Source organism: Kitasatospora sp. NPDC008115, assembly GCF_042957205.1.
GTDB lineage: Bacteria > Actinomycetota > Actinomycetes > Streptomycetales > Streptomycetaceae > Kitasatospora.
In genome coordinates this window covers 163,740-180,378 of sequence record NZ_JBIBHU010000013.1, presented here as the reverse complement: position 1 = coordinate 180,378, position 16,639 = coordinate 163,740, and the positions used below count along the sequence as shown (strand labels likewise).

Below are 16,639 nucleotides of genomic sequence, written 5' to 3'. Positions count from 1 at the left end.
GACTACCAGCTCTCGGCGTTCACCCGCGGCCGGCCGCCCCCGACGGCGGCCGGCGGCCGGACGTCCCCGCGCAGCCGCTGCGCGGTCAGCGGGAACAGCAGCACCGAGAGCATGCCCGCGCCGACCAGGGCGGCCGCGGTCGAGGACGGCAGGTGGCCGGCGTCCACCTCGATCGTGGTGATCACCACGACCAGCGGCAGCGCGGTCGCGCCGTACAGGCCGAGCGCGGCCCGGTCGCGCCGTCCCAGCCCGGCGGGGGCGAGCAGCGCGGCGGGCAGTCCGCGCAGGGTGAGCAGCAGGAGCAGGAAGACCGGCAGGAGCAGCAGCGTGCCCGGATCGCCGAGCAGCGCGTCCAGGTCGAAGTTCATGCCGCTGACCACGAAGAACACCGGGACGAGGAAGCCGAAGCCGATGCCCTCCAGCTTGGCGTCGACGACCTCCGCGGTGTGCCGCGGGATGTCGGCGAGCAGCAGCCGGGAGACGATGCCGGCGGTGAACGCGCCGAGCAGCATGTCCAGCTCCAGCCAGAGCGCGGCGGCCACCATGGTGGCGAGCACCAGGATCACGGTGCGTACGGCGAACTGGCCGGAGGTGCGCAGGGTGCGCCGGATCAGCCCGGTCATCCAGGCCGGCCGGGGCCGCCGGGCGCCGCCGACCGCGACGGCGGTGATCACCGCGAAGGCGGCCAGGATGACGGCGGTGCGGGCCGGGGTGTTGCCGCTGAGCAGGGCGGCGACGGCGATGATCGGCCCGAACTCGCCGACCGCGCCGGTGGCCAGGACCAGTGAGCCGAACGGGGTGGGCAGCTCCCCGGAGTCGCGCAGCACCGGCAGGATGGTGCCGAGCGCGGTGGTGGTGAGCGCCAGTCCGGCGAAGGCGCCGTCCAGCGGGTCGGGGTTGACCAGCGCGCCGAGGCCGAGCGCGGCCGCCACGGTGACCAGCCAGGCGGCGACGGAGCGGCGCAGCGGGCCGCCGCGCAGCCGGGCGAGGTCGATCTCGTACCCGGCCAGGAACATCAGCATGGCCAGGCCGAACCGGGAGAGCGCGTCGACCAGGACGTCGGTGTGCACCCAGCCGAGCACGTCGGGGCCGATCAGGACGCCGAGCAGGATCTCGAACACCACGGTGGGGACGGCGATCCACCGCAGCAGCCGGTCGGCCAGCAGCGGGGCGGCCACCGCGGCGGCGGGGACCAGGACCAGCGCGAGCGGCTGGACGGCGGGCCCGGCGCTCACGCGGCGGCCGGCGGTGGAGCGGGCATCGGTGATGAGGCGGGAATCATCCGATCAGCGGTCATATCGGCATATTGGCACGCGGTCCTGCACCGGTCCGACAGCCGGACCGGTGCAGGACCGCGCGCCCGCTCCTCGCGGGTCGTCAGGCCGCGGCCGCCTCCCGCTCGGTGGCCGGCAGCCCGAGGTCGCGCGCCACCGCCTCGGCCGCGCGCCGCCCGGAGACCAGCGCCCCCTGCACGCTGCTGGTGTCTCGGTGGTCGCCGCAGACGTACAGCCCGGCCAGCAGCCGCACCGGCCGGCGGGTGTTGTGCGGCGGCGGCATGGCGGGCACCGCGTCCGGCAGGTGCCGCACGCTCAGGAACTGCCAGCCGCCCACCGGGGTGCCGTACAGCTCCGCCAGCCGGCCGCGCACGGCCGGCTCCAGCGCCGCCGGCCCGCCGGCGTCGAAGGTGCGGCGGCCGAGCACGGTGGTGGCGATCAACGCCTGCCCGGGCGGGGCGTACGAGGGGTGCAGTTCGCTGAGCACCAGCGAGTGCGAGACCAGCGACGGCTGCCCGCCCGGCCGGTCGCCGTCCAGCAGCAGCGCGGCCTCGCCCAGCGGCGCCCGGTCGGCCGCGTGGTAGAAGGTCGTGACGGGGTGGAAGTCCGGCAGCCGCAGACCGGGCAGCAGCCCGGCGGCGGAACGGGGGTCGGTCGCGACGATCACGGCCTGTGCGCCGATCCGCCCGTGCGCGGCGGTCTCCACGCCGTCGGCCGCGATCGAGACCACCCGCACGCCGGTGCGGACGGTGCCGGGGGGCAGCGCGGCGGCCAGCTGGGCCGGCACGGCCGCGATCCCCCCGGCGGGCAGACAGAGCCGACCGCGGGCGTAGCAGCGCAGCACCAGGTCGGCGACCCGGCTGCTGGTGCCCAGGGCGGGGTCGCTGAGCAGGGCGCCGAGCAGCGGGCGCAGCAGGCCGTCGACGGTGCGCGGGGCGAGCCCGCGTTCGCCGAGGGCGCGGGCGGCGGTGGTCTCCGGCCGGGTCTTCAACCGGGCGGGCGGGGTGGCGGCGAGCCGGTTGAGCCAGCCGCCGAGGCGCGCCTTGTCCAGCGGGTTGCCGAGCGGCGCCCGGGCGGCGGCCTGCCGGGCGGTGGTCAGCTGCGGGTCCCCGACCCGGTACCGGCGCCCGCCGTTGTGCACCAGGACGCCCGGGGAGAGCGGGCGCAGGTCGAGGCGGTCGAGGTCGAGCGCGCGGCGCGGCTCGGGGAACGCGGTGTTCAGCAGATGGCTGCCGTGGTCGAGGCGGAAACCGTCCAGTTCGTGGGCGGCGGCGCGGCCTCCGATCAGGTCCGCGGCCTCCAGGAGCTGGACGGTGACGCCGTGGCCGGTGAGTACGCGGGCGGCGGTGAGGCCCGCGAGGCCGGCTCCCACCACGATGACGTCCGGGTCGGACTGTCGGCGGGTGCGGCGGATGAAGTCGTACGTGGGCACGGGTGGCTCCCTCCCTGGTCCCGGATGTTTCGGGCCGGCGCAGGCAGCGGGGTGCTGGGACACGGTCCGATCGGTGTGATGCCCAGTCAGTGCGAGGGTCAGACAGTCGTACCGGTCCTGATTCCGGGGCCGGGAAGGGGAGTGATCGCATCCAGTGGGCGTGCCGTCACGGAATGTGCGCAGATCCGGCCGCGATTCCCGCCGGACGGGCGCGCACGGTCACCGACGGCGCGGAACGCGCCCACCGTGTGCTCCTGTGCGCCCCCTCCCAGAGCCCCTCCGGAGAGCCTTCCGGCGGTCACCCGCCCTCCGCCCGGCGAACCGCCGGTCCCGAGCCCCGTCCCGGGCCGACCCGTGCTCAGAGGGCCGCCCGCACCGCCGAGTCGACGTCCGGGTGCTCGAACCGGAAGCCCGCCTCCAGCAGCCGGGCCGGCACCACCCGGTGGCTGCCGACCACCTCGACCGCCAGCTCGCCCAGCACCGCGTCCAGCACGGCCCTCGGCACCGGGAACGGCGTCGGCCGGTGCAGCGCCCGCCCGAGCGCCTTGGTCAGCTCGGCGTTGGTCACCGGCTCCGGCGCGGTCAGGTTGACCGGGCCGCTCACGTCCTCCCGGTCGATCAGGAAGCGCAGCGCCGCGACCTCGTCGGCGAGCGAGATGAAGCTCCAGTACTGCCGACCGTCGCCCAGCCGCCCGCCGAGGCCCAGCCGGAACAGCGGGAAGAGCCGCCCGCCCGCGCCGCCGGCCGCGGAGAGCACCAGCCCGGTGCGCGGGTGGACCACGCGGATCCCGGCCCGTTCGGCCGGCCCGGCGGCGGCCTCCCACTCCACGCAGACCTCGGCCAGGAAGTCGTCCCCGGCGGGTGAGGACTCGTCGATCACGCGGTCCCCGGTCTGGCCGTAGTAGCCGACGGCCGAGGCGCTGACGAAGACCTTCGGCGGCTCGTCCAGCCGGGCCAGCGCGGCGGCCAGGGTCTCGGTGCCGAGCACCCGGCTCTCCCGGATCTCCCGCTTGTAGCCCTCGCTCCAGCGCCGGTCGCCGACGCCCGCGCCCGCGAGGTGCACCACCGCGTCGACGCCGGCCAGCCCGGCCCGGTCGACCTGGCCCAGCAGCGGGTTCCAGCCGATGGCGGTGGTGCCGTCCGGCCGCGGCCCGGTCTTGGAGCGGTACCGCACCAGCCGCACCACCTGGTGCCCGTCCGCCAGCAGCGAGTCGACGAGCGCCGAGCCGATCAGTCCCGTGGATCCTGTGACCGCGATTCTCATGCGCCCATCCTCGCAGTGGGTCCCGCGCGGACCGGAACGCCCGCTCCGTCCGGTTCCGGGTAATTCCGTGTACGCCCGCGCGCGCGATCGTTAGCATGCCGCGCATGCGCGAAACCGACGATCTGATCATCCGCCCCGCTCAGGCCGACGACGAGAAGGAGCTCGCCGTCCTCAACCGCCTCACCTGGACCCCGCTGGCCGAGGTAGGCCCGCGGCCCGCCGAGGACGCGGGGGTGTTCGACGAACGCCACACCCCGGACCAGTTCCACCTCGCCCTGCTCGACGGCAGGATCGTCGGTTACATCCGGATCGTCCCGCCGACCCCGCTGCCCAGCAACCGGCACGTGCTCCAGATCCAGGGGCTCGCCGTCGACGCCGCCGCGCGCGGCCGGGGCATCGGTGTCGCGCTGGTCGAGGAGGCCTGCCGGGTGGCCCGCGCCCGGGGCGCCCGCCGGATCACCCTGCGGGTGCTCGGCCACAACGCCCCGGCCCGCGCCCTCTACGCGCGCTGCGGCTTCGTGGTCGAGGGCTCGCTGACCGGGGAGTTCCTGATCGACGGCGCCTACGTCGACGACATCTGGATGGCCCGCCCGCTCACCGGCTGAGCCCCGGCGGCACCGGCCGTACCACCCGTTCCGCTACTGACAAGTCGTCAGGGCCGGTACACGGGTGGTGCAGAGTCGTGACAGACCCGGCCTGTCTGGAGCATCACCCGGACGGGTACGGTCTTGCCGTGAGCAACTCGACGCCTCCCGGGTGGTACCCGGTTCCGGGTGCGGACGGCACGGCCGGCCACGAGCGCTGGTGGAACGGTACGGCCTGGACCAGTGACGTGCGCCCCGTCCAGGCGGGCGGCGGCCAGATTGCCGACGCCCCGACGCAGGTCTCCTGGCAGAACCCCGCCCAGTCCGCCGCGCCCCCGCCGCCGTCCTACGGCTACGGCGCGCAGCAGCAGGGGCAGCCCGGGTACGGCTACCCGGCGCAGAACCCGCCGGCCTACGGCTATCCGCCGGACGCCTATCCGCCGCCGTCCCGGCCGAACCGGATGAAGCCCGGTACGGCCGTCGGCATCGGCGTCGCGGTGCTGGCCGTGGTCGGCGTGGTCGCCGCCATCGCGCTCAACAGCGGCGGTGACGGCCCGTCCGCCAAGCCGACCCCGCCGGTGACCACGGTCACCGTCACCGACACCCCGAGCCCGACCGCCCCGGCGCCGACCACGACCAAGCCGGTCTCGCCGCCGCCCACCACCACGCCGCCGCGCCCCGCCCCGGTGCTCAAGGACACCGTGGCGGACCCGCAGCACGCCATCACCGTGCCGGTCTTCGAGGGCTGGGAGGCGAACACCAGCGGCTCGCACTCGACGGTCTTCCTCGGCACCGGCCAGTACACCTGCCCCGGCGGCGGCAGCTGCATCCGAGGCCAGTTCTCGGTCGAGAAGGAGACCATCTCCGGCAGCACCGCCCGCGCGGCGGCCGAGGCGGCGATGCCCGCCTACGCGGCGGCGATCTTCAACAGCATCACCTCGCACACCGACGCCGGCTCGTCCAGCACCACGGTCGCGGGCATCTCCGGCTACGCGGTGCGCTGGCACGTCGTGACCTCGGACGGCAGCAAGGGCTACGTCCTGATGGTGGCCGTCCCGGCCAAGGGCGGCGGCTACGTGGCCTTCGAGGGCGGGGTGGACGACGCCGCGGGCGCGCCCGACCCGTCCGTCCTGGACCAGATCCTCAAGGGCATCAAGCAGGACACCAGCGCGGCCGACGACTCCGGCGCCTGAGCCCCGCCCGGGGACGGCGCCGGGCCGGGCTCACTCCCCGTAGCGCTCCCAGAGCTTGGGGAACCGTTTCGCCATGACGTCCGGGTCGTCGAAGTCGAAGCCGGCCCCGGACGGCCGCGCGGGCTGCCGCCCGCCCACCTCGGGCAGCGGCAGCCCGGTCAGCTGCTCGTACGCCTCGTCGGCCGCGTAGCCGAGGTCCTCGGCCTCGCCGTCCTCCTCCTCGTCGAACTCCGGCAGCAGGTCCGCCAGGTCGTCCGGCTCGTGCAGACCGCCCTCGAAGACCTCCCGGCCCTGGCCGATCAGCCAGCAGCGGAAGTAGTCGAAGGAGTCCTCGGAGGCCCCGCCCAGCAGCAGGTACGCCGCGCCCCACAGGTCGTGGCGGTACGCGCGCTGGAAACGGGCCTCGAAGAGCCGGGCGAAGTCGATCACATCGTCCGGGGCCAGCTCGCCCAGCCGTTCCACCAGGCGGTCCGCCTGCTCGTCGGGGTCGCCCTCGGCGGCCTCCCGGGTCTCGTCGATGATCAGCCAGAAGTCGGTCTCGTCCATCACCGCTCCAGCATCCCTGTTCGGCCGCACGCGCGCATGCGAAGAACGGGTGAATCACCCGGAACCGCGCGAAAAACCCGGAACCGGGCCCGGACGCGCGGAACCCCGCACCGTCCGGGGACGGTGCGGGGTTCCGGTGCCGTGGAGCGGACTCCCGGGGCCTTACAGGCCGAGTTCGACCTCGAACTCGCCGGCCTCCAGGATCTCCTTGACCGCCACCAGGTAGCGGGCGGCGTCGGCGCCGTCCACCAGGCGGTGGTCGTAGGAGAGCGACAGGTAGGTCATGTCGCGGATGCCGATGGCGGTGCCGCCGTCGGCCTCGATGACCACCGGGCGCTTGACGGTGGCGCCGATGCCCAGGATCGCGGCCTGGTTCGGCGGCACGATGACGGTGTCGAACAGGGCGCCGCGCGAACCGGTGTTGCTGATGGTGAAGGTCGCGCCGGACAGCTCGTCCGGGGTGATCTTGCTGTCGCGCACCTTGCCGGCCAGCTCGGCGGTCTTCTTGGAGATGCCGGCGATGTTGAGGTCGCCCGCACCCTTGATGACCGGGGTCATCAGACCCTTCTCCGAGTCCACCGCGATACCGATGTTCTCGGTGTCGAAGTAGGTGATGGTGCCCTCGGCGTCGTTGATCCGGGCGTTGACGACCGCGTGGGCCTTCAGCGCCTGGGCGGCGGCCTTGACGAAGAACGGCATCGGGGAGAGCTTGACGCCCTCGCGGGCGAGGAAGCCGTCCTTGGCCTTGGCGCGCAGCGACATGATCCGGGTGACGTCCACCTCGACCACGCTGGTGAGCTGCGCCTGCTCGTGCAGGGCCTTCATCATGTTGTCGCCGATGACCTTGCGCATGCGGGTCATCTTGACCGTCTGGCCGCGCAGGGCGGACGGAGCGGCGGCGGCCTTCGGCGCGGCGGCCGGGGCGGCGGCGACCGGGGCCGGAGCCTGGGCGGCCTTGGCGGCGGCCAGGACGTCCTGCTTGCGGATGCGGCCGCCGACGCCGGTGCCGGCCACGGAGGACAGCTCGACGTTGTGCTCGGCGGCGAGCTTGCGCACCAGCGGGGTGACGTAGGCGTCACCGGCGTCGGCCACCGGGGCGGCCGGAGCAGCCGGGGCGACCGGGGCCGGAGCGGCGACCGGGGCCGGGGCGGCGGGGGCAGCGACCGGAGCCGGAGCCGGGGCGGCGACCGGGGCGGCCGGAGCGGCGGCGACCGGGGCCGGAGCCGGAGCGGCCGGGGCGACCGGAGCCGGGGCGGCGGCGGGGGCCTGCGCGACCGGGGCCGGGGCGGCCGGAGCGGCGGCGGGGGCGGCGACGGCACCGGCGGCACCGATCAGCGCGAGCTGGGCGCCGACCTCGGCGGTCTCGTCCTCGCCGACCAGGATCTTCACCAGCGTGCCGGCGACCGGCGACGGGATCTCGGTGTCGACCTTGTCGGTGGAGACCTCGAGCAGCGGCTCGTCGACCTCGACGGTGTCGCCCTCGGCCTTCAACCAGCGGGTGACGGTGCCCTCGGTGACCGACTCGCCCAGCGCGGGCAGCAGCACCGGGGTGGCGTCGCCGGCCGGGGCGGCGGCGGGAGCGGCCGGAGCCTCGGCGACCGGCGCCGGAGCGGCGGCCGGAGCCTCCGCGGCCGGGGCGGCGGCGGGGGCGGCGGCCGGAGCGGCCTGCGCGGCCGGGGCCGGCGCGGCGACCGGGGCGCCCGAGCCGTCGTCGATGATCGCCAGCTCGGCGCCGACCTCGACGGTCTCGTCCTCGCCGACCTTGATCGAGGCCAGGATGCCGGAGGCCGGCGCCGGGATCTCGGTGTCGACCTTGTCGGTGGAGACCTCGAGCAGGGGCTCGTCGACCTCCACGCGCTCACCCTCGGCCTTCAGCCAACGGGTGACGGTGCCCTCGGAAACGCTCTCGCCCAGCGCGGGCAGTGTTACTGAGACCGCCATGGTTTCAGCGACTCCTATCAAGTCTTGCGAACTGGAATGGGGGGTTTGGGGGCGCGATCAGTCGTGCGCGTGCAGCGGCTTGCCGGCCAGCGCCAGGTGCGCCTCGCCGAGGGCCTCGGACTGGGTCGGGTGGGCGTGGATGAGCTGCGCGACCTCGGCCGGCAGGGCCTCCCAGTTGTAGATCAGCTGGGCCTCGCCGACCTGCTCGCCCATGCGGGCGCCGACCATGTGGACACCGACCACGGCGCCGTCCTTGACCTGGACGAGCTTGATCTCGCCGGCGGTCTTCAGGATCTTGCTCTTGCCGTTGCCGGCCAGGTTGTACTTGAGGGTGACGACCTTCTCCTTGCCGTACAGCTCGACGGCCTTGGCCTCGGAGATGCCGACGGAGGCCACCTCGGGGTTGGAGTAGGTCACGCGCGGGACGCCGTCGTAGTCGATCGGCACCGGCTTGAGGCCGGCCAGGCGCTCGGCGACCAGGATGCCCTCGGCGAAGCCGACGTGCGCCAGCTGCAGGGTCGGGGCGAGGTCGCCGACGGCCGAGACGGTCGGCACGTTGGTGCGCATGTACTCGTCGACGAGGACGTAGCCGCGGTCCATCGCGACGCCGTTCTCCTCGTAGCCGAGGCCGGCCGAGACCGGGCCGCGGCCGATGGCGACGAGCAGCAGGTCGGCCTCGATCTGCTTGCCGTTCTCGGTGGAGACGCGCACACCGGTCTCGGTGTACTCGACGCCGGTGAAGCGGGCCTTCAGCTCGAACTTGATGCCGCGCTTGCGGAAGGCGCGCTCCAGCAGCTTGGAGGAGTTCTCGTCCTCCAGCGGGACCAGGTGCGGCAGGGCCTCGACGATGGTGACGTCGACGCCGAACGACTTCCAGACGGAGGCGAACTCGACACCGATCACGCCGCCGCCGAGGATGACGGCCGACTTCGGGATGCGGTCGAGCTTGAGGGCGTGGTCCGAGGAGATGACGCGGTTGCCGTCGATCTCCAGGCCCGGGATCGAGCGCGGCACGGAACCGGTCGCCAGGACGATGTGGCGGCCCTCGATGCGCTGGCCGTTGACGTCCACCGAGGTCTGCGAGGAGAGCTTGCCCTCGCCCTGGATGAAGGTGACCTTGCGGGACGCCACCAGGCCCTGCAGACCCTTGTACAGGCCGGCGATGACGTCGTCCTTGTACTTGTGGACGCCGTTGATGTCGATGCCCTGGAAGGTGGCCAGCACGCCGAACTCGGCGGCCTCCTTCGTCTCGTCGGCGATCTCGGCCGCGTGCAGCAGCGCCTTGGTCGGGATGCAGCCGCGGTGCAGGCAGGTACCGCCGAGCTCACCCTTCTCGATCAGGGCGACGCTCAGGCCCAGCTGGGCGCCGCGGAGCGCCGCGGCGTAACCGCCGCTTCCGCCTCCGAGAATGACTACGTCGAAAACGGTGCTGGCGTCGTTCGCCACGTCACGTCCTCCATGCAATGGGGTGTGGATCGCCGGGCCGGTCGCGGTCCGGTGGGTCGGAAGCCTTTGTGGGGCGCCCAGTCGTGCCGGAAATACATCTTCGCACTTGTTCGCGGCCGCTGATGTCCGGGTCCGCTCCAGGGGTGTCCCGAGGGGCGGTCGCGGGGGTGGGAACACCCCGGACGGAGGGGCATCGTCGCAGCTCAGGGCGGGGTTGACAGGGGGAGGGGTGGGGGCTGGCGGGGCCTGCGGAGCCCGGGGTTCCGCACTGCGGAACAAAGTTTCGCCCGCAGCGAACAGGGGTGCGGCGGGCGGCCCGGCCCCTACCAGCGGGTAACCGGCCCCGGGAAGCCGGACGGGGTCCGGCGCGCGCGCACCGGACCCCGTCCCTCGGTCGTACCCGGCCGTCAGGCCTTGCCGCCCGCCGCCTTCTGCTCGGCGAAGCGGACCAGGGTGCGGACCGCGGAGGCGGTGCCGCCCTTGGGGGTGTAGCCGAACGGCGCGCCCTCGTGGAACGCCGGGCCGGCGATGTCCAGGTGGGCCCAGTCGATGCCCTCGGCCACGAACTCCTTCAGGAACAGGCCGGCCACCAGGCCGCCGCCCATCCGCTCGCCCATGTTGGCCAGGTCGGCGATGGTCGACTCGGTCATGCCCTTGCGCAGCTCGGCCGGCAGCGGCATCGGCCAGGACTGCTCGCCCACCTCGCCGGCGGCCGCGTGCAGGGTCTCGCGCAGCTCGTCGGCGTTGGCCATCACACCGAAGGTGCGGTTGCCCAGCGCCATCATCATCGCGCCGGTCAGGGTGGCGACGTCGACGATCACGTCCGGGTTCTCCTCGCCGGCCCGCACGATGGCGTCGGCCAGCACCAGACGGCCCTCGGCGTCGGTGTTCAGCACCTCGACGGTCTTGCCGCCGTACATGCGCAGCACGTCACCCGGGCGGGTGGCGGAGCCGGACGGCATGTTCTCCGCCAGCGCCAGCCAGGCGGTGACGTTGACCTGGAGGCCGAGGCGCTTGGCGGAGACCACGGCGGCGAACACCGCGGCGGCGCCGGCCATGTCGCACTTCATGGTCTCGTTGTGGCCGGCCGGCTTCAGCGAGATGCCGCCCGAGTCGTAGGTGATGCCCTTGCCGACGAACGCCAGGGTGGCCTTGGCCTTCGGGTGGGTGTAGGCCACCTTCACCAGCCGCGGCGGGTTGACCGAGCCGTTGCCGACGCCGAGCAGGCCGCCGAAGCCGCCCTTGAGCAGCGCCTTCTCGTCCAGCACCTCGACCTTGAGGCCGTGCTCCTTGCCGGCCGCCTGGGCGAGCGCTGCGAAGGACTTCGGGTTCAGGTCGTTCGGGGCGGTGTTGACCAGGTCGCGGGCGCGGTTCATCTCCTCGCCGACGACCAGGGCGCGCTCGACGGCGGCCTTGGCCTCCTTGCTGCCCTTGCGGGTCGACAGCAGCACCAGCTCGCCGACCGGCTCCTTGCCCCCGTTGCCGTTGTTCTTGTAGGTGCCGTACGCGTACGAACCCAGCAGGGCGCCCAGCGCGACGGCCTCGATCTCGTCGGCCGACTCGGCCGGCAGCGCCAGCGCGGCCTTCTTGGCACCCGCCAGGGTGCGGGCGGCGACACCGGCGGCGCGGCGCAGGGCCTCCAGCCCGTAGCCGCCCTCGGCGGCGTCACCGAGACCGACCGCGAGCACGAGCGCGGCCTTCAGGCCGGCGGGGGAGGGGACCTTGACGGTCTCGCCCTCGGCGCCGGTGGCGCCCAGCGTGCTGAGAACCTCGGCCAGCTTGCCCTCGAACGCCTCGGCCACGGCCTCGGCGCCGGGGGCCAGCACGATGCCCTTGGGGCCCTTCGCCACACCGATCACCAGGGCGTCCGCGCGCAGCGAGGCGGCGGAGGAGGTGCTCACAGACAATGCAGTCACGTAAAACGTCCTGTTCTTTCGCGGTCCACGACCGGCCGCGGCGCGAGTGCCGCACCGGCGCAGCCGGGACCGCCGGACAGGCCGCCGACCGGCCGGCGTCCGCCGGGCCCGGGGCCCCTGGCTGCGCGCGCCCACCGACGCGGCGGTCGCGCACACCAGAGGCCCCGGCGCCCCAACGCGCGCCGGACGGGCAGGACCTGCGGCGGTGCAGGGCTGCGGTGCTCCCCGCATGGTAGTCCGCATGCTGGGATCACGCGCCGCCCGGTGTACCGCCTTTCGGCACACGGCCTTTGGCACCTTCCCTGGTTGTCCGCCTCAGCGCAGCAGCGCGAGTGCCAGCAGTCCGCCGGTCGCGGCGGTCTCCGCCATCGCGCCGAGCACGTCCCCGGTGACCCCGCCGAACCGCCGCAGGCAGCGCCGCAGCAGCAGCCGTGCTCCGCCGACGCCCAGCACAACGGACAGCGGCAGAAAGACGATTGACCGATCGTCGGAAAGGCCCGCGAGGGCGAGCAGGGCCGCCGCGCCGCCCGTCGAGGCGAGGGCCGCACCCGGCGCCACGGTGCTCGCCACCATCGCGCCCAGCCCGCCCGGACGGGCCGCCGGCACCGACCGCAGGCACCCCCAGGCGAGCGCGCAGCGGGCGGCCACCGCCGCCGCGAGCACCGCGAGCGCGCCGCGCAGCGGGGAGGCGGCGAACTGCCCGGCCAGCGCCGCGACCTGCGCCAGCAGCACCAGCACCAGGGTGAGCACCCCGAACGGGCCGATGTCCGACTGCTTCATGATCCGCAGCGCGTCCTCGGCGGGCTTCCCGCTGCCCAGGCCGTCCGCGACGTCCGCGAGCCCGTCCAGGTGCAGGCCCCGGGTGAGCACCGCGAGCACCCCGACCGCCGCCACCGCCCCGAGCAGCCCGCCCGCGCGCCAGGCGACCAGCGCGCCGGCGCCCGCCGCGACCGCCCCCAGCACCACCCCGACCAGCGGCGCGAGCACCATCGCCCGGCCCCCGGCCTCCCGGTCCCACCGTCGCACCCGCACCGGCACCACCGACAAGGTCCCGAACGCGAACCGCACCCCGTCCCACACACCGACCACCCACCGACCACTCGGAAACAGCGAAAGGGCCCGGACCGGTCATCACGACGCGGCCCGGGCCCGGACTCCGACTACAGCTTCCCCAGCAGCTCCGCCGCCGTCGGCAGCCTGGCCGGCTCCTTGGGCGCGGCCGGGGTGAACGGCTCCGGCATCTTCTCGGCCAGCGTGTCCGCCGCCGCCTGGAGCAGCGGCAGCGCCATCAGCGCGCCGACCCCCTCGCCCATGGTGATGCCCTGCTCCTGCAGCGGCGTCAGCGTCAGCCGGTCGTACGCCTTCGCCTGCGCGGGCTCGCCGCTGCTCTGCCCGGCCCGCCACCACTCCGGCGCCCGGAACGCGATCCGCTGCGCGACCAGCGCGCAGGCCGCCGAGACCACCCCGTCCAGCACCACCGGCAGCTTGCGCACCGCGGCCTGGAGCAGGAACCCGGTGATCGCCGCGAAGTCCGCGCCGCCGGTGGCCCCGAGCAGCGCCAGCTGGTCGCCCAGCACCGGACGGGCCCGCCGCAGCGAGTCCCGCACCGTCGCGCACTTGACCATCCACACCCGGTCGTCGATGCCCGAGCCGCGCCCGGTGACCGCCGCCGCGTCCGTCCCGCAGAGCGCGCCGACCAGTACGGCCGCCACCGTGGTCGCACCGACGCCGAGGTCGCCCAGCACCACCAGGTCGGTCCCCGCGTCGGCCTCCTCGTCGGCCACCGCCATACCGGCCCGGAACGCCTTGGCGGTCTCCTCGGGGCTCAGCGCGTCCTCGACGTCGATCCGCCCGGAGCCGCGCCGCACCCGGTGCGCCGTCACCTCGCCGGGGAAGTCGCCCGCGTCGGCGTCGACCGCGACGTCCACCACCCGCACCCCGGCGCCGAACCGCCGGGCGAGCAGCGCGACCGGCGCGGTGCCGGCGAGCACGGCCCGCACCCGTGCCGCGGTGCCGCCCTGCGCGGGCAGCCGCGACACCCCGAGCCGGGCCACCCCGTGGTCGGCGGCGAACAGCACCACCTTGGGCGCCGACAGCGGCCGCACCGGGGAACACCCCTGCACGGACGACAGCCAGGCGCCCAGCTCCTCCAGCCGGCCGAGGCCGTTGCGCGGCCGGTCCAGCGTCTGCCACCGCTCCTCGGCGGCGCGCCGGGCGCTCTCGTCGGGGCGCTCGACGAGCGAGGAGAACGTATCGAGATCCACGGTCGTGTCCATCGTCCGGAAGGCTACACGCCGCGGCTGTTCACCGGAGGGGTGCGCCGGTGCCGAAAGGGAGAAGGGCCGAGCCGCCGACCGTCGGCGCCGGACAGGTGCGTCCCGGAGGTGAGTGGACGGATCGTTCAGCCGGCGGCGGGCTTGACGGTGAGAACCTGCCCCGCGACCACCAGCAGCACACGCTCGGAGGCGTCCGCGACCGCCATGTTGAGCCGGCCCAGGGTGTCCCGGAACCGCCGGCCGGCCGCGGTGGCCGGGACGACGCCCATGCCCACCTCGTTGGAGACCGCCACCACCCGGCGCCCGGTGCCGGCCCAGGCCCGCGCCAGCGCCTCGCACCGCCGCTGCACCGCCGCCTCGCCGCCGTCCGCCCAGAGCGCGTCGTCCCAGGCCCCGCACTCGTCCATCACGGCGGTCAGCCACAGCGCCAGGCAGTCGACCAGCACCGGCGCCGGGTCGGCGGTGTCGGCCAGGACCGCCTCCAGGTCGCAGGTCTCGGCGGTGCGCCAGCCCGCCGGGCGCCGCTCCCGGTGCAGCGCGACCCGCTGCGCCCACTCGGCGTCGCCGTCCCGGCTCCCGCTGGTGGCGACGTACAGCACGTCCTCGTGGTGGGCGAGCAGCTGCTCGGCCCTGGTGGACTTGCCGGACCGGGCGCCGCCGAGGACGAGGGTGCGGGGGAGCGGGGCGTCAGGAGTCATGCGACCCATCCTCGCGCACCGCGCATACCGAAGATCCCGCCGGGCAACCTGAGGGCTTAGGGTGCGCTCACAGCGCATGGCTGATCGTCGGCGGGAGGAGCCGGGCATGGTCTGGACGTGGCGGTACGAGAAGGCGGACGGCACCGTGGTGGCCCCGGACAGCGGCCAGGCGGAGGAGTTCGCCGGCCAGGGGGACGCGGAGACCTGGATCGGGGAGAACTGGAAGCAGCTGGCCGAGGACGGCGTGGACCGCGCCGTGCTGCTGGACGACGACCGTGAGATCTACACGATGAGCCTGCACGAGGACTGAGTCCTGCCGGACGGCCGCCGCCCGCGCGGGTGGCGGCCGCCGCGTACCGGCGGCTACTTCATCCCGACGACGTGCAGCAGCGCGGCGACCCGCCGGTACGGGTCGGTGCGCCCGGCCCGCTCCTCGGCCTCCAGCAGCTGGGCGAGCTGGCGGCCGTCGACCGGCGCCGCGTCGTCGGGGGCGTGGTCGGTGAAGACCCGGACGCCGTACCAGTGCCGCAGCGGCACGGACACCTCGGAGAGGGTCACGGTGAGGTCGGCGATCCGGTCGGCGCGGGCGGCCAGCCCGAGCCGGTTGTAGTACCGGTCGCTCTCGAAGGCGTCCAGGGCGGCCCGCCAGTCGCCGGCCGCGGCGGGCCGCAGCGCGAGCGCGTCGCGGTTGCGCACCACCAGCGAGAGCAGCCCGCCGGGGGCGAGCAGCCGGGCCAGCGAGGCGATCATCGGATCGGGGTCCGGCAGGTACATCAGCACGCCGTGGCAGAGCACGGCGTCGAAGCTGCGCGCCCCGAACCAGCGCCCGCACTGGTGCCCGTCGCCGATCAGCAGCTGGACCCGCTCGCGCACCGCGTCGGGCTCCGCGGCGAGCACCTCCTGGGCGGTGCCCAGCGCGGCCGGGTCGGAGTCGATCCCGGTGACGTAGTGGCCGGCCCGGGCCAGCCGCAGCGCCTGGGTGCCCTGGCCGCAGCCGATGTCGAGGACGCGCTGCGCGGTGCGGCCGGCGAGCTGCTCGGCGAGCTGCCGGGCGACCATCTCCTGCCGGACGAGGTTGCGCAGCGAGCCGGGCCGCCCGGGGGAGGGGCCCGCGCCGCCGGCGAAGGAGCCGCTGCGCGAGGGCAGCCGCCGCTCGTACCCGGTCAGCTCGTGCCCGCCGCGCTCGTAACCCGCGCGGTCGTACCCGCGCTCCTGGGCGGCCCGGTCGTGGCCGCCGCCGCCCTGGCCGGGGAGCGCGTAGAGGCCGGGCCCGTCCCAGACGGGAGGGGCCCAGCCGGAGTCCACCGGTTCGGCGGTCAGGGCTTCTCCCCGCGCCGCACCTGCGGCTTGGGCAGTCGCAGCCGGCGCATCTGCAGGATGCGCATCATGCCGTAGGCGACCGCGCCGCGGGTGTTCTGCCCGGCGAAGCGCTCGGCGAGCTGCTTGCGCAGGCCGAAGCCCAGCCGGACGAAGTCCAGGATCACCAGGACGAAGAAGAGCAGGAACAGCACCGTGGAGAGCAGCTGGAGGGCCGGCACCTTGACGATGCTGAGCACCAGGATGAGGACGGCGGCCGGAAGGAAGAACTCGGCCAGCGACCAGCGGGCGTCCACGTAGTCGCGGGCGAACTTGCGCACCGGGCCCTTGTCACGGGCCGGCAGGTGGCGCTCGTCGCCCTCCAGCAGCGCGGTGCGCTGCTTCTCGCGCTCGGCACGCATCCGGTCGCGGGCCTGGCGGGCGGCCTCCTTGCGGTCCTTGGGCACGCTCACCCTGGTCCGCCGGTTGGCCTCGGCCTCACTGCGCTTGGGCGTGGGCCGGCCCTTCTTCGCCTGCGGGTCGCGGGGCTGGGTCGTCTCGTCCTGCTTCTCCAGCACGGCGGCGGAGGCAGCGGCATCATCTGAACGGCGTCGGAACACACCACCAGCCTACGGGGTGCGGGACTCCGTTCTCCGGTCCCCCGGGAACCAAACGCATATCGATCGCGTCCCGGGCCGGCGGCTTCGGGTTTCCCCGGGGTTCCCCGTAGGGGATCACTCCGCTGACCGGCGGGTGGAAGGAGAACGGAATCC

15 protein-coding genes are annotated in these 16,639 nt (G+C 74.7%); 3 read left to right on the top strand and 12 right to left on the bottom strand.

Annotated elements, in window-relative coordinates; all coding sequences use genetic code 11:
- Positions 1-2: 2 nt before the first annotated feature.
- The 3 genes from ACFZBX_RS18655 to ACFZBX_RS18645 all read right to left on the bottom strand — a co-directional run bounded on the left by ACFZBX_RS18655 (position 3) and on the right by ACFZBX_RS18645 (position 3,970).
- The gene (locus ACFZBX_RS18655; RefSeq protein ID WP_391534816.1) at positions 3-1,235 is read right to left on the bottom strand and encodes a cation:proton antiporter; all 1,233 of its coding nucleotides are present in this window, start codon (positions 1,233-1,235) and stop codon (positions 3-5) included.
- A gap of 142 nt (positions 1,236-1,377) precedes the next feature.
- On the bottom strand, positions 1,378-2,706 hold the full coding sequence (locus ACFZBX_RS18650) for an NAD(P)/FAD-dependent oxidoreductase (protein WP_391534815.1): 1,329 nt from the start codon (positions 2,704-2,706) through the stop codon (positions 1,378-1,380).
- 358 nt (positions 2,707-3,064) lie between these two features.
- A complete protein-coding gene (locus ACFZBX_RS18645; protein WP_391534814.1) occupies positions 3,065-3,970 on the bottom strand; it encodes a TIGR01777 family oxidoreductase in 906 nt (301 codons plus the stop codon).
- 104 nt (positions 3,971-4,074) lie between these two features.
- On the opposite strand from ACFZBX_RS18645, the gene ACFZBX_RS18640 reads away from it, so the two are divergent.
- Both ACFZBX_RS18640 and ACFZBX_RS18635 read left to right on the top strand, forming a co-directional pair.
- On the top strand, positions 4,075-4,575 hold the full coding sequence (locus ACFZBX_RS18640; RefSeq protein ID WP_391534813.1) for a GNAT family N-acetyltransferase: 501 nt from the start codon (positions 4,075-4,077) through the stop codon (positions 4,573-4,575).
- Between the two features lie 128 nt (positions 4,576-4,703).
- Positions 4,704-5,747, top strand: a complete 1,044-nt coding sequence (locus tag ACFZBX_RS18635; protein ID WP_391534812.1) for a DUF2510 domain-containing protein — start codon at positions 4,704-4,706, stop codon at positions 5,745-5,747.
- 30 nt (positions 5,748-5,777) lie between these two features.
- Here the strand turns inward: ACFZBX_RS18635 and ACFZBX_RS18630 are convergent, their stop codons facing one another.
- The 7 genes from ACFZBX_RS18630 to cobU form a co-directional block, all read right to left on the bottom strand.
- Positions 5,778-6,293, bottom strand: a complete 516-nt coding sequence (locus tag ACFZBX_RS18630) for a DUF4240 domain-containing protein (protein ID WP_380763128.1) — start codon at positions 6,291-6,293, stop codon at positions 5,778-5,780.
- A 162-nt stretch (positions 6,294-6,455) separates the two neighbouring features.
- Entirely contained in the window at positions 6,456-8,234 is a 1,779-nt protein-coding gene (gene sucB, locus ACFZBX_RS18625; RefSeq protein ID WP_391534811.1) for a 2-oxoglutarate dehydrogenase, E2 component, dihydrolipoamide succinyltransferase, read from the bottom strand.
- Between the two features lie 57 nt (positions 8,235-8,291).
- Positions 8,292-9,698, bottom strand: a complete 1,407-nt coding sequence (gene lpdA, locus ACFZBX_RS18620; protein WP_380763539.1) for a dihydrolipoyl dehydrogenase — start codon at positions 9,696-9,698, stop codon at positions 8,292-8,294.
- A 389-nt stretch (positions 9,699-10,087) separates the two neighbouring features.
- The gene (locus ACFZBX_RS18615) at positions 10,088-11,596 is read right to left on the bottom strand and encodes a leucyl aminopeptidase (protein WP_391534810.1); all 1,509 of its coding nucleotides are present in this window, start codon (positions 11,594-11,596) and stop codon (positions 10,088-10,090) included.
- A 315-nt stretch (positions 11,597-11,911) separates the two neighbouring features.
- Positions 11,912-12,628 (bottom strand): adenosylcobinamide-GDP ribazoletransferase, encoded by a 717-nt coding sequence (locus ACFZBX_RS18610; protein WP_391534809.1) that lies wholly within the window; start codon positions 12,626-12,628, stop codon positions 11,912-11,914.
- Between the two features lie 128 nt (positions 12,629-12,756).
- Positions 12,757-13,872 carry a nicotinate-nucleotide--dimethylbenzimidazole phosphoribosyltransferase gene (locus tag ACFZBX_RS18605; RefSeq protein ID WP_391534808.1) on the bottom strand — a complete coding sequence of 372 codons (1,116 nt, stop codon included), beginning with the start codon at positions 13,870-13,872 and terminating at the stop codon, positions 12,757-12,759.
- 125 nt (positions 13,873-13,997) lie between these two features.
- Positions 13,998-14,570 (bottom strand): bifunctional adenosylcobinamide kinase/adenosylcobinamide-phosphate guanylyltransferase, encoded by a 573-nt coding sequence (gene cobU, locus ACFZBX_RS18600; protein ID WP_391534807.1) that lies wholly within the window; start codon positions 14,568-14,570, stop codon positions 13,998-14,000.
- 76 nt (positions 14,571-14,646) lie between these two features.
- Between cobU and ACFZBX_RS18595 the strand changes: the two genes are divergently transcribed.
- Positions 14,647-14,880: a hypothetical protein gene (locus ACFZBX_RS18595; RefSeq protein WP_380763529.1), complete on the top strand. Its 234-nt coding sequence runs from the start codon at positions 14,647-14,649 to the stop codon at positions 14,878-14,880.
- A gap of 53 nt (positions 14,881-14,933) precedes the next feature.
- Here ACFZBX_RS18595 and ACFZBX_RS18590 read toward each other — a convergent pair whose 3' ends face one another.
- Both ACFZBX_RS18590 and ACFZBX_RS18585 read right to left on the bottom strand, forming a co-directional pair.
- Positions 14,934-15,629, bottom strand: coding sequence for a class I SAM-dependent methyltransferase (locus tag ACFZBX_RS18590; protein ID WP_391534863.1), 696 nt, complete (start codon positions 15,627-15,629; stop codon positions 14,934-14,936).
- 257 nt (positions 15,630-15,886) lie between these two features.
- Positions 15,887-16,486 (bottom strand): DUF3043 domain-containing protein, encoded by a 600-nt coding sequence (locus ACFZBX_RS18585; RefSeq protein ID WP_391534806.1) that lies wholly within the window; start codon positions 16,484-16,486, stop codon positions 15,887-15,889.
- Positions 16,487-16,639: the final 153 nt, after the last annotated feature.

Bases quoted from the DNA above. Each gene is read 5' to 3' on its own strand.
- ACFZBX_RS18645 (WP_391534814.1), bottom strand. From the start codon at position 3,970: ATGAGAATCGCGGTCACAGGATCCACGGGACTGATCGGCTCGGCGCTC.
- ACFZBX_RS18640 (WP_391534813.1), top strand. From the start codon at position 4,075: ATGCGCGAAACCGACGATCTGATCATCCGCCCCGCTCAGGCCGACGAC.
- ACFZBX_RS18630 (WP_380763128.1), bottom strand. From the start codon at position 6,293: ATGGACGAGACCGACTTCTGGCTGATCATCGACGAGACCCGGGAGGCC.
- sucB (WP_391534811.1), bottom strand. From the start codon at position 8,234: ATGGCGGTCTCAGTAACACTGCCCGCGCTGGGCGAGAGCGTTTCCGAG.
- ACFZBX_RS18605 (WP_391534808.1), bottom strand. From the start codon at position 13,872: ATGGACACGACCGTGGATCTCGATACGTTCTCCTCGCTCGTCGAGCGC.
- cobU (WP_391534807.1), bottom strand. From the start codon at position 14,570: ATGACTCCTGACGCCCCGCTCCCCCGCACCCTCGTCCTCGGCGGCGCC.
- ACFZBX_RS18595 (WP_380763529.1), top strand. From the start codon at position 14,647: ATGGCTGATCGTCGGCGGGAGGAGCCGGGCATGGTCTGGACGTGGCGG.
- ACFZBX_RS18590 (WP_391534863.1), bottom strand. From the start codon at position 15,629: ATGGTCGCCCGGCAGCTCGCCGAGCAGCTCGCCGGCCGCACCGCGCAG.